The organism is Mycobacterium sp. NPDC050441, assembly GCF_040655355.1.
In the GTDB taxonomy this organism is placed as follows: domain Bacteria; phylum Actinomycetota; class Actinomycetes; order Mycobacteriales; family Mycobacteriaceae; genus Mycobacterium.
This window is the reverse complement of record NZ_JBFAJS010000008.1, coordinates 144,175-156,973: the sequence shown is the minus strand read 5'-3', so window position 1 is coordinate 156,973 and position 12,799 is coordinate 144,175. Positions and strand designations below refer to the sequence as shown.

Annotated in this window: 13 protein-coding genes; 7 read left to right on the top strand and 6 right to left on the bottom strand. The window is 67.8% G+C overall.

Annotation, left to right across the window (positions count from 1 at the left end):
* Nucleotides 1-34: 34 nt before the first annotated feature.
* Entirely contained in the window at nucleotides 35-1,414 is a 1,380-nt protein-coding gene (locus AB0I14_RS23965) for an NAD-dependent succinate-semialdehyde dehydrogenase (protein WP_358026838.1), read from the top strand.
* 123 nt (nucleotides 1,415-1,537) lie between these two features.
* Here the strand turns inward: AB0I14_RS23965 and AB0I14_RS23960 are convergent, their stop codons facing one another.
* Both AB0I14_RS23960 and AB0I14_RS23955 read right to left on the bottom strand, forming a co-directional pair.
* The gene (locus tag AB0I14_RS23960) at nucleotides 1,538-2,728 is read right to left on the bottom strand and encodes a lipid-transfer protein (protein WP_358026836.1); all 1,191 of its coding nucleotides are present in this window, start codon (nucleotides 2,726-2,728) and stop codon (nucleotides 1,538-1,540) included.
* A gap of 15 nt (nucleotides 2,729-2,743) precedes the next feature.
* The gene (locus tag AB0I14_RS23955) at nucleotides 2,744-3,127 is read right to left on the bottom strand and encodes a hypothetical protein (RefSeq protein ID WP_358026834.1); all 384 of its coding nucleotides are present in this window, start codon (nucleotides 3,125-3,127) and stop codon (nucleotides 2,744-2,746) included.
* Between the two features lie 75 nt (nucleotides 3,128-3,202).
* Here AB0I14_RS23955 and AB0I14_RS23950 point away from each other — a divergent pair, with 75 nt between their 5' ends.
* Both AB0I14_RS23950 and AB0I14_RS23945 read left to right on the top strand, forming a co-directional pair.
* Nucleotides 3,203-3,343, top strand: coding sequence for a hypothetical protein (locus AB0I14_RS23950; RefSeq protein ID WP_358026831.1), 141 nt, complete (start codon nucleotides 3,203-3,205; stop codon nucleotides 3,341-3,343).
* A 30-nt stretch (nucleotides 3,344-3,373) separates the two neighbouring features.
* Nucleotides 3,374-4,423 (top strand): dihydrodipicolinate reductase, encoded by a 1,050-nt coding sequence (locus AB0I14_RS23945; protein ID WP_358026828.1) that lies wholly within the window; start codon nucleotides 3,374-3,376, stop codon nucleotides 4,421-4,423.
* 3 nt (nucleotides 4,424-4,426) lie between these two features.
* Here AB0I14_RS23945 and AB0I14_RS23940 read toward each other — a convergent pair whose 3' ends face one another.
* Nucleotides 4,427-5,482, bottom strand: a complete 1,056-nt coding sequence (locus AB0I14_RS23940; protein ID WP_358026825.1) for a zinc-binding dehydrogenase — start codon at nucleotides 5,480-5,482, stop codon at nucleotides 4,427-4,429.
* Between the two features lie 64 nt (nucleotides 5,483-5,546).
* Here AB0I14_RS23940 and AB0I14_RS23935 point away from each other — a divergent pair, with 64 nt between their 5' ends.
* The gene (locus AB0I14_RS23935) at nucleotides 5,547-6,401 is read left to right on the top strand and encodes a class II glutamine amidotransferase (RefSeq protein WP_358026822.1); all 855 of its coding nucleotides are present in this window, start codon (nucleotides 5,547-5,549) and stop codon (nucleotides 6,399-6,401) included.
* Nucleotides 6,402-6,436: 35 nt separating this feature from the next.
* Nucleotides 6,437-7,294 carry a patatin-like phospholipase family protein gene (locus AB0I14_RS23930; protein WP_358026819.1) on the top strand — a complete coding sequence of 286 codons (858 nt, stop codon included), beginning with the start codon at nucleotides 6,437-6,439 and terminating at the stop codon, nucleotides 7,292-7,294.
* Between the two features lie 15 nt (nucleotides 7,295-7,309).
* Here AB0I14_RS23930 and AB0I14_RS23925 read toward each other — a convergent pair whose 3' ends face one another.
* Together AB0I14_RS23925 and AB0I14_RS23920 are read right to left on the bottom strand one after the other, a co-directional pair.
* The gene (locus AB0I14_RS23925) at nucleotides 7,310-8,284 is read right to left on the bottom strand and encodes a patatin-like phospholipase family protein (protein WP_358026817.1); all 975 of its coding nucleotides are present in this window, start codon (nucleotides 8,282-8,284) and stop codon (nucleotides 7,310-7,312) included.
* Between the two features lie 43 nt (nucleotides 8,285-8,327).
* Entirely contained in the window at nucleotides 8,328-9,959 is a 1,632-nt protein-coding gene (locus tag AB0I14_RS23920) for a SulP family inorganic anion transporter (protein ID WP_358026815.1), read from the bottom strand.
* Nucleotides 9,960-9,988: 29 nt separating this feature from the next.
* On the opposite strand from AB0I14_RS23920, the gene AB0I14_RS23915 reads away from it, so the two are divergent.
* A complete protein-coding gene (locus AB0I14_RS23915) occupies nucleotides 9,989-11,695 on the top strand; it encodes a SulP family inorganic anion transporter (RefSeq protein ID WP_358026813.1) in 1,707 nt (568 codons plus the stop codon).
* A gap of 6 nt (nucleotides 11,696-11,701) precedes the next feature.
* Here the strand turns inward: AB0I14_RS23915 and lpqV are convergent, their stop codons facing one another.
* Complete coding sequence (gene lpqV / locus AB0I14_RS23910; protein WP_358026811.1) at nucleotides 11,702-12,160, bottom strand: lipoprotein LpqV; 459 nt, start codon at nucleotides 12,158-12,160, stop codon at nucleotides 11,702-11,704.
* 118 nt (nucleotides 12,161-12,278) lie between these two features.
* On the opposite strand from lpqV, the gene AB0I14_RS23905 reads away from it, so the two are divergent.
* Nucleotides 12,279-12,794 carry a cysteine dioxygenase family protein gene (locus AB0I14_RS23905; protein WP_358026809.1) on the top strand — a complete coding sequence of 172 codons (516 nt, stop codon included), beginning with the start codon at nucleotides 12,279-12,281 and terminating at the stop codon, nucleotides 12,792-12,794.
* The last annotated feature ends 5 nt before the right edge of the window (nucleotides 12,795-12,799 follow it).

The window sequence follows — 12,799 nt, the reverse complement described above, 5'->3', positions numbered from 1 at the left end:
CCGCCCATCTGCTCTCGAAACCTGGAGTACCGCAATGCCAACCGCGATTCCCTTTCAAGTTGTCAACCCCGCGACCGGAGCGACCGGCGAGCGGCTGCCGTTCATCGATGATGCCGACCTGGCCGGCGTGATCGCCGATGCCCAAGCGGCGCAACGTTCTTGGCGCAGAGTTTCAGTGGCCGAACGGGTCGCCGCGATCCGGCGGGTGGCCCAGCTGCACCGTGATCAGCTCGAGGATCTGGCGCGGACCGCGGTGCGAGAAATGGGCAAGCCGATCAGCCAGGCCCGGGCCGAGGTCGAGTTCAGTGCCGACATCTATGACTACTACGCCGGCGATGCCGAGAAACTCCTCGCCGAGGATACGATCGACCTCCAGTCGGGAACCGGCAGCGCGGTGCTCCGAAAGCACCCCCTCGGCGTGATTCTCGGCATCATGCCGTGGAACTTCCCCTACTACCAGGTGGCACGGTTCGCCGCGCCGAGCCTGGCCGCCGGGAACGCGGTGCTGCTCAAACCGGCACCGCAATGTCCGGAGTCCGCGCTCAAGATCCAGCAGATCTTCGCCGAGGCCGGTTTCCCGGATGCGGTGTTCACCACCATCTTCGCCACCGAAGAGCAGATAGCGGAAGCCATCGCCGATCCGCGAGTTGCCGGGGTCAGCTTCACCGGATCCGAGCGGGCCGGCGCGGTGATCGGCCGACTGGCCGGTGGTGCGGTCAAGAAGTCGGTCCTCGAACTCGGTGGTTCTGACCCATTCCTGGTGTTGGACGTCGCGAAGCTCTCGGCAACCGTGGACGCGGCGGTCGAAGCGCGCCTCGACAACAGCGGGCAATCGTGCAACGGCGCCAAACGGATCATCGTCCTGGATCGGCATTTCGACGATTTCGTCGAGCTCTTCGTCGGCAAGCTGGCCGCGGTGGCGCCCGGCGATCCGATGAGCGAGGAGACGGTCCTGGGCCCGCTGTCCTCGGAGCGGGCGGCGAAGAACCTGGAATCCCAGGTGCGCCGGGCGCTCGACGCGGGCGCCAAGGCCCTGCTGCCGAGTTCCCGCGACGGCGCGTTCCACACCTGCGGCGTGCTGGCCGAGGTCGACGAGAACAACCCGATCCATCACGAGGAGCTGTTCGGGCCCGTCGCGATCGTGTACCGGGCGGCAGATGAGGCGGCGGCCGTGCGCATCGCCAACGACACACCGTTCGGCCTTGGTTCGTACGTGTTCACCGATGACCCGGCCCAGGCCGACCGGGTGGCCGACGCCCTGGACACCGGAATGGTCTATGTCAACGGTGTCGGCCTGGACGCGGTGGAACTGCCATTCGGCGGAACCAAACGCTCCGGTGTCGGGCGTGAGCTTGGATCCCTCGGCATCCGGGAGTTCGTGAACTACAAGCTGGTTCGCGCGGCCACCGGGTAGCGCTGGTTTGTCCGCCGCGCACTGGGTTCCCCACCGAATGTCACGCCAGAGTGACTGCCGCCTTCGACGGCCACTCTGGCGTGACAAAGCGGGCGTGACAAAAGGGGAGCTCGCGGGAAATGGTTACCGCTCGGCGCGCTGGTAGGCCGTCACGACGGCCGCGCCGCCGAGGCCGATGTTGTGCTGCAGGGCCGCGGTGACGCTGTCGACCTGCCGCTTGTCGGCGGTGCCGCGCAACTGCCAGGTCAGCTCGGAGCACTGGGCCAGGCCCGTCGCACCCAGCGGATGGCCCTTGGAGATCAGCCCACCCGACGGGTTGACCACCCAGCGGCCGCCGTAGGTGGTGTCGTTGTTGTCGATCAGCCGCGGTGCCTCGCCTTCACCGCACAGGCCCAGGGCCTCGTACAGCAGCAGCTCGTTGGCGGAGAAGCAATCGTGCAGCTCGATCACCTGGAAGTCCTCGGGCCCGAGACCGGACTGCGCGTAGACCTGTTGGGCGGCTTGCACATTCATGTCGTAGCCGATGACGTTGGCGGCGCTGCCGTCGAAGGTCGAGGCGAAGTCTGTGGTCATCGCCTGCCCGACGATCTCGACGGCCTGCGAGGCCAGCCCGTGCTTGTCGACGAACGCCTCACTGGCCACGATCGCCGCGCCCGACCCGTCGGAGGTGGGGGAGCACTGCAGCTTGGTCAGTGGATCGGAGATCATCTTGGCGGCCAGGATGTCGTCGAGGGTGTACTCGTCCTGGAACTGCGCGTACGGGTTGTTCACCGAATGCTTGTGGTTCTTGTAGCCGATCTTCGCGAAATGCTCGGCGGTGGTGCCGTACTTCTTCATGTGCTCGCGGCCGGCCGCGCCGAACATCCACGGCGCGACGGGGAAGGCGAACTCGTCGATCTCGGCAAGCGCCTTGACGTGCTTGCCCAGCGGGGACTCGCGGTCCTGTGCACCGCCGCCCAGTGAACCGGGCTGCATCTTCTCGAAGCCCAGCGCCATCGTGCAATCGGCCAGCCCACCGCGAATCGCCTGTGCGGCAAGGTATAGCGCTGTCGAACCGGTGGAACAGTTGTTGTTGACGTTGACGATCGGGATGCCCGTCATGCCCAGCTCGTACAGCGCACGCTGGCCGGAGGTGGAATCACCCGAGCAGTACCCGACGTAACCCTGCTGCACCTGGTCGTAGGAGATCCCGGCGTCCTCGAGGGCGTTGGTGCCCGACTCGCGTGCCATGTCCGGGTAGTCCCAGCCTTCGCGACGTCCCGGTTTCTCGAATTTCGTCATCCCCACACCGACGACGAACACTTTGTTAGCCATGCAACGGAACATACTTCATCGCGAAACGGGGTCAACCGTCTTCAACTGGAGTTGGCGCCCCCGCACCACCAGCGCGGCCGCGGCCAGCAGCGAGAACACCCCGAGCTGCCACCAGTCCGCCGGATTGCCGCCGTCGCGGTCGAGGAAGTGATTGACCGCGTGCAGGGTGTTGGCGACCAGGAAACCCGTCAACACCACGGCGATCACGTCGCGCCACCAGAGCGCGAACAGCATCGTCACCGCGATGCCGATCTGGAAGACGCCGGCATCGTGCAGGAAGTGCACGTGGTTGGGCCAGTTGGCCCACTGGGCGAACGACGCCGGGTCGATGCGCATCCACACCCCGGTCACCAGCATGCTCAACGCCGCCACCACCACGACGATCTGAATGAATTTCATCTGCATATCCATCAGACGGCACAGCCCGCCGGGATGTGACAGTCACGTTTGGCCGGGCTGTCTCGTCGAAGGGGCATGACCTCTCTTGCGGACCATTCCCTGCTGCTGACCGTGCCTGCGTTTCTGCCCGCGGTGCTGGTGGTGCTCGTGATCTCGTACGTCGCGCGGCGCGAACGTACTTCCGCTGACGACGACGGTGGTGTAGACCTGAAGTAGAACGTGTTCTAGTTCTGCCGAGGAGGGTCTGTGGCGTTACGCGTCGTGCAGTGGGCAACCGGTGGGGTCGGCGTGGCCGCGATCAAAGGTGTGCTCGAACATCCCGATCTCGAGCTGGTCGGCTGCTGGGTGCATTCGGACGCCAAGAACGGTAAGGACGTCGGCGAGATCATCGGCACCGAACCGCTCGGCGTCACCGCCACCAACAGCGCCGACGAGATCCTGGCGCTGGACGCCGACGCGGTGATCTACTCGCCGCTGATCCCCAACCCCGACGAGGTCGCCGCGCTGCTGCGCTCGGGCAAGAACGTGATCACCCCCGTCGGCTGGCTGTACCCCAGCGAGAAGCAGGCCGCGCCGATGCGGGCCGCCGCGCTGGAAGGCAACGCCACCCTGCACGGCACCGGCATCGCGCCCGGCGGAATCAGCGAGAAGTTCCCGCTGGTGTTCTCCGCGATGGCCACCGGAGTGAACTTCGTTCGGGCCGAGGAATTTTCCGACCTGCGCACCTATGAAGCGCCCGATGTGGTGCGCCACGTCATGGGATTCGGCGGCGCCCCCGACACCGCGCTGAGCGGGCCGATGCAGAAGATGCTCGACGGCGGCTTCATCCAGGCCGTCAAGATGGTCGTCGACCACGTCGGGTTCAAGATCGACCCACGGATCCGGGCCACGCAGGAGATCGCCGTGGCCACCGCACCCATCGACTCGCCGATCGGCGTGATCGAACCCGGCCAGGTGGCAGCTCGTAAGTTCCACTGGGAGGCCCTCGTCGACGACGAGCCGGTCGTCCGGGTCACGGTGAACTGGCTGATGGGTGAGGAAAACCTCGACCCCGCATGGACTTTCGGCCCGGCTGGGCAACGCTACGAGATGGAGGTCCGCGGTAACCCGGACTTCACCGTCATCATCAAGGGTTTCCAGTCCGAGGCAGGGGAGGACGGTCCGGAGTCCGGCGTCGTCGCGACCGCAGCGCACTGCGTCAACTCGGTGCCCGCGGTGTGCGCCGCGGCACCGGGTGTGGTGACCTACCCCGACCTGCCGCTGATCAGCGGGAAGGCCGCGCCAAAGCTGCGGTAAGGCTCAGGGCCGCACCAGGATCCGGATCGGGTTGCCCTCCTGGCGCTCGAGCTTGTCGATGCCGAGCGCCACGTCCTCCAGTGACACGATCTCGCTGATCGAGCGGGACAGGTCGAGTCGGCCCAATGAGACCAGCGTCGCCAACGTGGAGATGTCGACGTTCTGATAGCCCAGGTGACCGAGCACCTGCTTCTGCGTGAGGCCGAACATCGACGTCGGGCCGATCGTCGGCTCCTGGGCGCTCATTCCGACCGCGACCAGCCGGCCGCCGACCGTCAGCTGTCCCAGCGCCTGCTCGAACGTCGACTTGAGCCCGACGGCGTCGAACGCCACATCCAGCCCGCGGCCGCCGGTGACGTCGGCGATCTTCTCACCGAGCCGCTCGTCGCCGGCGTTGAATGCGTAGTCCGCACCGAGTTCCAGGGCGCGATCCAGCACCTCAGGTTTGATGTCGACGGCCACCACCGGCACCGCGCCCACCAGCCTGGCCAACTGCGCGATGTGGGTGCCGACACCGCCGAGACCCCACACCCCGACCGCCTCGCCGATACCGACCTTGCCGGTACGCACCACCGCGCCGTAGGGCGTCGACACCGCGTCGGCCAGGATCGCGGCCTGCTCCAGCGGCACGTTGTCCGGAACGCGCGTCAGCCCGACCGCCTGCGCCAACGTGTACTCGGCCCACGCGCCGTCATAAGCGAAGGCCATCAACCTGATTCGCATGCAATTGGCGATGTCGCCGCGCCCGCAGTTCGGGCATTCCATGCAGGGCCGGCCCGCTGCGACGATGACACGGTCGCCCTCGGCCCAGCCGGTGACGCCGGGGCCCAGGCGGGCGATGGTGCCCGAGGCTTCATGACCCTGCGTGACCACGGGGGCCTGCGCGGGGAACGTGCCGTTGATCAAGCTCAGGTCGGAATGGCAGATCCCGCAGAACGCCACCTTGACCAGAACCTCGCCCGGCCCCGGCTCGGGGATCGGAACATCCTCCACCACAACTCGTTTGGTGTCAGCGTAGAAGCGCTCGGCCCGCATGGTCGGCCCAAGATCGGATGTCATGGCGTTCCCCTCTGCTACCCGGTTACTATCCGCATCATGGCACTTGATCGGGTGGGCTGAGGCCATGTGCCGATTGTTCGGTCTGCACGCCGGCCGCCAGTTGGTGCCTGCGACCTTCTGGTTGCTGGACGCCCCGGACAACCTTGCCGAGCAGAGCCGCCACAACCCCGACGGCACCGGTCTGGGCGTATTCGGCGCCGACGGCACCGCCGTGGTGCACAAGGAGCCCGTGGCGGCGTGGCAGGATTCCGAATTCGCCACCGAGGCACACGATGTCACCGCGACGACCTTCATCGCGCACGTCCGCTATGCGTCGACCGGCTCGTTGGATCCGGTGAACACCCATCCCTTCGTCCAGGATGGCCGGATCTTCGCGCACAACGGCGTGGTCGAAGGTCTCGAAGCCCTGGACGGCCGGATACATGCGCTGGGAGTGACCGGCCTGGTCAAAGGCCAGACCGACTCCGAACGCGTCTTCGCGCTCATCACCGCGGCCGTCCGGGCGCACAACGGTGACGTCGGCGCGGGCATCGTTCACGCCATCGGCTGGTTGGCCGACAACGTGCCGATCTACGCCGTCAACATCCTGCTCAGCACGGCCACCGACATGTGGGCCTTGCGCTACCCGGGCACCCACGAGTTGTATCTGCTCGACCGCAGACACCCGGCGCAGCGGCGCCTGCGCCTGCGCAGCCGCCGGATCCGCGCCGAGTCCGAGCACCTGACCTCGCAGCCGTCGGTGGTGTTCGCCAGCGAGCCGATGGACGGTGAGAACTGGCAGCTCCTCGCCCCCGGTGAGCTCGTGCACGTCGACGCGGATCTGCGGATCGAGCGTCAGCGGGCGTTTCCGGACCCACCGCGCCACCTCCTGCACCGCGACGACCTGTCCGCGCAGGCGGCCGCGTCGCAGCACGCTTGACCCCGACCTTCGGCGCCCTGGCACACTCGACTGTCGTGACTTCCAAACGCGCACTGGTGCTCGCCGGTGGCGGTATCGCAGGCATTGCCTGGGAGACCGGCATCCTGCAGGGCATCGCCGACGAATCTCCCGAAACTGCCGACGCGCTGCTCGCGTCCGACGTGCTGGTGGGCACGTCGGCCGGGTCGACGGTGTCGGCGCAGCTCGGCAACGGGCCGACGCTGCAGGAGCTGTTCGAGCGTCAGATCGGTACCGAATCGGCCGAGCTCGATCCCGGGGTGAGCATCGATACCGTCACCGACCTGTTCGTCAAGGCCATGCTGACACCCAACACCACGAGGGCGCAGAAGCTGCAGCAGATCGGCGCCGTGGCGCTGGACACCGCGACGATCGACCCGGCGGTACGGCGCAAGGTGATCGAAGCGCGCCTGCCCTCGCACGACTGGCCCGACCGGGTGCTGCGGATCTCGGCCATCGACATCGACACCGGCGAACTGGTGACGCTGGACCGGGACTCCGGAGTGTCACTGGTCGACGCGGTCGAAGCCAGTTGCGCCGTTCCCGCCGTCTGGCCCGTCGTGACAGTCGGCGGCCGCCGGTTCATGGACGGCGGCATCGGCAGTGCGGTCAACATGGCGCTGGCCGCAGACTGCGACGCCGCGGTGGCGCTGGTGCCGCAGGGCCGCTCGACGCCGTCGCCGTTCGGTACCGGTGCGGCCGAGGAGGTCGACGGTTTCGCCGGACGGTCTTTGGGAATCTTCGCCGACGACGAGTCCCTGGCCGCCTTCGGCAAGAATCCGCTCGACCCGGACTGCCGGGTGCCCTCGGCCCACGCCGGACGGGCTCAGGGGCGGCGCGTGGCGGCCGAGGTCGCGCAGTTCCTCGCGGGCTAGCGTTTCCGGTGGACGTCAGCCGTCGAGCGCACGGGCCGTCAGTTCCTGCCCAATCGCGATCACCTCGGCGGCACGGTTGAATTCCAGGCTGCGGCACACCGTGCGCGGCACCTCGATCAGCAGGTCGGGAGGGTAGGCCGCCAGGGTGTGCCGGGCCAGCGCGGCCTGCGCGATGTCGATGGTCCGGTACATCACCTCGAAGCTGCCGAGCTTTGGCACACCGGCGGTTTCGGGAAGCTCCGGCAGACCGCCGCCCTGATCAGGGTCTTCATCGGCCTCCGGTGTCGCAGTGCCGAACCGGCTGAGCACCGCGCGGGCGGTGGGCCGATCCAACACGGAACGAACTGATGCGGTGTCCAGTACAGCCGACGTGCTGCGCATCATGCGGTTGAGCCATTCGGTGGTGGGGCGCCGTTCTGGGTCCTCGGGCGCGGCCACGGTACCCGGATCGCTTCCTGAGACGCTGACCGCGATGGTCAGATCCGCGTTGACGGCCGCGATGGGGGCCATCGGCAGTGGGTCGAGGATGCCGCCGTCGCCCAGCAGCCGGCCGTCCAGCACATGTGGCGCTATCACGCCTGGGATCGCGATCGACGCCCGGATCGCCGAGTCCAGCGGGCCGTGCTGCAGCCACACGGACTTGCCGGCGATCAGGTCGGTGGCGACGGCCGTGTAGGGGATCGGCAATTGTTCGATCGTGGCGTCGCCGATGATGTCGCGGACCGCGTCGAGGATCTTCTCTGCCCGCAGGATGCCGGCTGCGCTGATCGACGGATCCAGCAGCCGCAACACCGCGCGCTGGGTCAAAGTCCGTGCCCACTCGGCGAAATCGTCGAGCTTGCCCGCCGCGTGAAGCCCGCCGACCAGCGCACCCATCGATGACCCGGACACCCCGACGACCTCATAACCGCGGTCGCACAGCTCGTTGATCACCCCGATGTGCGCATAGCCGCGGGCGCCGCCACTGCCGAGGGCCAGAGCAACACGCATGGCTCCATTCTGCCGTGCCGCGGGGTGGCGGCGTCATCGACGATCACGACGGGCGATAGCGGCCGCCGCGTTCGACGTCCTGCCACCACGGCCATCGGCTGGCGATGGCCCGCGCGGATTCGGGCATAGCGGCGAACTCGACCCGGACACCGGCCGCGGCGAGATCGGCATCCAGATCGCGCAGGCCGTCCAGAATCGTCGAGCTGACCTCAAGTTGCCGGGACAGGTCCACTACCAACGTTTTGGGTCGCGGATCGGAGGACAGCGCAATGGCCCGCATCATGGTGGTGTTGGCCCGCAGGTTCGCGGTGTAGAGCGCGACCTGGGGTCGCAGCACCAACGGATCCGCCGGCTCGGCCAGCTCGCCCTCAGGTCCGTCGGTGCTGACGCCGTCACGGTTCACGATCTGGACCACGTGCGGCCGATTCGCGTTGTGCAGCACCGAGTACAGAGTCAGCAGCACCCCTACCGCGACTGCGGGCAACAGACCGACTGTGAGCGCGAACGTCATCACGATGACGGCCAGCGCGAACTCCCGGCGGTTGAACCTCCACAACTGCCGCAATGCACCGATCTCCACCAGGCCGAGTACCGGCACCAGCACCATCGCGCCGAGTGTGGCCTCGGGCAGTTTGGACAGCACCGGTGCCAGCAGCAGCGCCACCACGACCGCCAACGAGGCGGTGACGAGCCCTGCCACCTGGCTGCGGGCGCCCGCGCGGGTGTTCACCTGGCTCTGCGAGAAACCGCCCGACGGCGGCAGGGCGTGGAAGAACGCTCCGGCGACAGCCGCCAGGCCCAGCGCGCCGAGCTCCCGGTCCGGGTCGATCTGAGCATCCTCGCGGCGGCGGATGCCGCGAGCCGCCGACACGGTCTCCAGGAACGCCATCATCGCGATGGCCAGCGCACCGGGAAGGAGGTGGCCGGTGTGGGCGAACGTGGGCAGGTCGGGAACCGGAAGACCTTCCGGCACAGCGGGAATGAGCTTGACGCCCATATTCGTCAGGCCGCCGAACGTGCTGCCTGCGATCCCGAACGCCGCGACCACCAGTGGGCCGGGGACTTTCGGGTAGGCCCGGCCGATGAACCACAACAGCCCGATGCTCGCGAGGGAGAGCACCACGGTCATCGCGTTGATGTGGCCGAGTTGTCGCAGTGCCGACGCCAGCACGCGGAAGAAGCCCTCATGATGGGGATCGGATGCCACACCCAGCAGTTTGGGTAGCTGACCTGCCGCGATGGTCAGACCGACGCCGGCCTTGAGTCCGATCAGGGTGGCCTCGTTGATGTTCTCCACCACCGATCCGAGGCGAAGCATCCGTGCGATCAGCAGGATCGCCCCGACGAGCAAGGTCAGGGTGATCAATTCCGCAGGCGCGCCAGATGATCCGGCCAGGACCCCGGCGCCGAGCATCGTCGACGCCGTGAGCGTCGCGACTGTCGAGGTGGTGCTGATGCTGACGCTGCGTGAGCCGCCGATGAACGCATACACCACCATCGGCAGCATGCAGCTGTACAGACCGAACTGCACGGGCATGTTCGCCACGGTTGCGTACGCCATCGCCTGCGGTATGACCACCGCGCCCGCCGCCATACCCGCGAACACGTCGGCGCGTAACCACACGCGCTGATACGGAAGAATTCCCGGTGCGCGCACATTCGCAGTATCGCCCACCGCAGACTCATTCGTGGGAGGGTTGCACCGTGGGAGCGTCAACATTCGCGCGAAAGCTCGGTCGCCCCAAGCCTCGCGATGTCATCTCCGGGCTGGTCACGGGACTGTTCTCCATCCCAGAAGGCATGGCGTACGCCAGTATTGGCGGCTTCAACCCGGTCGCCGGTATCTATGCCGGCGTCGTCCCGGGGATCATCGGGTCACTGTTCGCCCGCACCGTGTTGATGGTGACGACGCTGACCAGCGCCATCGCGCTGACGTCGCGCAGTGTGCTCAAGGAGTCCGGGCTGGATCCGCAGGATCCGGCGAACGTCGCCGCGCTGGCCCTCGTGGTCGGCGTGGTGATGCTGCTGTTCGGTCTGCTGCGGTTCGGCTCGATCATGAACTTCGTCTCCAACGCCGTGATGACAGGCTTCTCCACCGGCATCGCCCTGCAGATCGTGGCCGGCGTCCTCGGCGACGCCACCGGTTACAAACCCCAGAGCGGCAACACCATTGGCAAGTTCATCGACTCGCTGGCACACCTCGGGCTGTGGCATCCCACCGCCGTGGCCGTCGCGCTCGGCACCGTTGCGGTGTGGGCGGTGTTCCACTTCATCAAACCGCTGGAATCGTTTGCCACTTTGATCGCGCTGGTAGTGGTCACCGCGGTGGTGGCCGTAGCCCACATCGACGTCGAAACCGTCGGTGACATCGCCTCGATCGCGAATGCGCTTCCGCCGGTGACGCTTCCGAACTTCGCCGCCATGCCCGAGCTGATCGTCGGCGGCGTGGCGGTCGCCCTCGTTGCGCTGGCCCAGGCCGCCGGAATCTCTGCCGCCGTGCCCAACCCGGACGGCAGCCGCACGAACATGAACGGTGATTTCCTGGCCCAGGGCGCGGCGAACGTGGCCGGCGGAATGTTCGGCGCGCTGCCCGCCGGCGGTTCGCTGTCGCGCACCGGGGTCGCGACCTCGGCGGGCGCCCAGACCCGGTGGGCGGGCATCTTCGCCGGGCTGTGGCTCGCCGCGCTGGTGCTGGTTGCCGGCTCGGCCGCGGAGATCATCCCAATGCCGGTGATCGGCGGGCTGATCCTCGTGATCGGCGCCGAGCTGGTGGTCGGCCGCCTGCCCGACATCAAGCTCGTGCTGCGGGTGGCGCCGCTGTCGGCGGTGGCGATGCTGGTGACGTTCGCGGCCACCACCCAGCTGCCGCTGCACACCGCGATCCTCATCGGCGTGATCACGTCGCTTGTGCTCTACTGCGCCAAGGCGGCCGAGGCCGCGCAACTGATGGCGCTGACCGCCGCCCCGGACGGGGGCTGGCAGCAGGCGCCCGTGCCGGAGCGCTGCGCCAGCAACGACGTCACCGTGCTGCACTACGCCGGGGTCGGGCTGTTCGCCGAAGTGGCCCGCATCGACGAAACCTGGCCGCGGGCGGATGGCACCACCAACGCCGTCGTGGTGCTCAGCCTGCGCTCGCTACCCGATGTGCCCTCATCGGTGACAATCAAGGCGTTGCGCCGGTGGGCCGGCCAGCTGACGGCCAACAACGGCAAGCTGGTCATCTCCGGGGTCAACCCCGGCACCGCGGCAGTGCTGCGGCGGGGCGGGCTCGACGACCTGCTGGGCGACGACGGCATCGTCCCGTCGTCCGACCGGATCTTCGGCGCGCTCGACACCGCGGTCGAGCGTGGTCGCGCCTGGGTGGCCGCCCAGGGCGGTCCGGGGGATTTACCGCAGCGTGATTCGAACTAGCGGCGCCTAGCTGCAGAGCTCGTCTGCCGCAGCCTGCGCCGCGACGATGACCGCGGCCTGACGGCCCGGCTCCAGCTGAGCCCATGCCACGTTGTAGGTGCCAGGCCCGGGCGCCGCCTCGGGTACCTGCAGGCTGGCCAGATACGGCTCGATCTGCGCCTTGAGATCCCCGCCCTTGCCCTCCATCCACACCTTCGCGGCGTGACAGGCCTGGAAATACTCCTCTTCGGTGGACTGGGCGTCGGCGCCGACCGCCGTCGTGACCCCGCCGGGGGACGTGGCGATCTCGCCGGGCTTGACCTTCTCGGTCGGCGATGCGGCGGTCGTGGTGGCCGGCTGGGCCGGCGCCGCGGATTCCCCGGATTGATCCTTACCTGCCTCTGTCGAACATCCGATGAGCAGGCTCAGGCCGGCAGCTGCGGCGGCTCCGGCGGTCAAACGGGTGGTCCACGTGTAACGGCGCATCCCGCCAATCTATGCAACACTGGCGGCCATGACGGAAGGGACCGGATTCCAGGAGTGTTGTCGGGCTTGCTAACGCGCCCGTCTGCCCTGTTCCGCCGTCATTCTTGGAGTTTCTCTGATGCTGTCCACGCTCGCGCCCGTTCCTGCGGTCTCGGCGCCCACCCGGCTGCGATTGCCCGACCTGCTGCACACCACCGACCGCGCTGCCGACGATGTGTTGTCCGGCCGCTACGACCGCTTGCTGCGCGGCTTGCCGAAGGACGACCGGTGGTACACCCGCTTGTCCGGTGACGACGAAGTCGACGTCTGGCTGATCAGCTGGGTGCCCGGCAAGTCGACCGAAATGCACGACCACGGCGGCTCCCTCGGTGCTTTGACCGTGGTGTCCGGTGCGCTGCGCGAAACCCGTTGGGATGGTGAGCTTCTACGGACGCGGCGACTCACCGCCGGCGATCAGGCGGCGTTCCCGCTGGGTTGGGTGCATGACGTGGTGCATGCGCCGGCGGCCGTTTCCGGTCCGACGCTGAGCGTGCACGCCTACTCGCCGCCGCTGACCGCAATGTCCTACTACGAGGTGACGCCGCAGAACACGTTGCGCCGCAACCGCACCGAACTCACCGACGCACCGGAGTGACTGCC

Excerpts from the sequence above, each read along its gene's own strand:
- AB0I14_RS23965 (WP_358026838.1), top strand. The coding sequence starts at position 35 with ATGCCAACCGCGATTCCCTTTCAAGTTGTCAACCCCGCGACCGGAGCG.
- AB0I14_RS23960 (WP_358026836.1), bottom strand. The coding sequence starts at position 2,728 with ATGGCTAACAAAGTGTTCGTCGTCGGTGTGGGGATGACGAAATTCGAG.
- AB0I14_RS23955 (WP_358026834.1), bottom strand. The coding sequence starts at position 3,127 with ATGAAATTCATTCAGATCGTCGTGGTGGTGGCGGCGTTGAGCATGCTG.
- AB0I14_RS23950 (WP_358026831.1), top strand. The coding sequence starts at position 3,203 with ATGACCTCTCTTGCGGACCATTCCCTGCTGCTGACCGTGCCTGCGTTT.
- AB0I14_RS23940 (WP_358026825.1), bottom strand. The coding sequence starts at position 5,482 with ATGACATCCGATCTTGGGCCGACCATGCGGGCCGAGCGCTTCTACGCT.
- AB0I14_RS23935 (WP_358026822.1), top strand. The coding sequence starts at position 5,547 with ATGTGCCGATTGTTCGGTCTGCACGCCGGCCGCCAGTTGGTGCCTGCG.
- AB0I14_RS23925 (WP_358026817.1), bottom strand. The coding sequence starts at position 8,284 with ATGCGTGTTGCTCTGGCCCTCGGCAGTGGCGGCGCCCGCGGCTATGCG.
- lpqV (WP_358026811.1), bottom strand. The coding sequence starts at position 12,160 with ATGCGCCGTTACACGTGGACCACCCGTTTGACCGCCGGAGCCGCCGCA.
- AB0I14_RS23905 (WP_358026809.1), top strand. The coding sequence starts at position 12,279 with ATGCTGTCCACGCTCGCGCCCGTTCCTGCGGTCTCGGCGCCCACCCGG.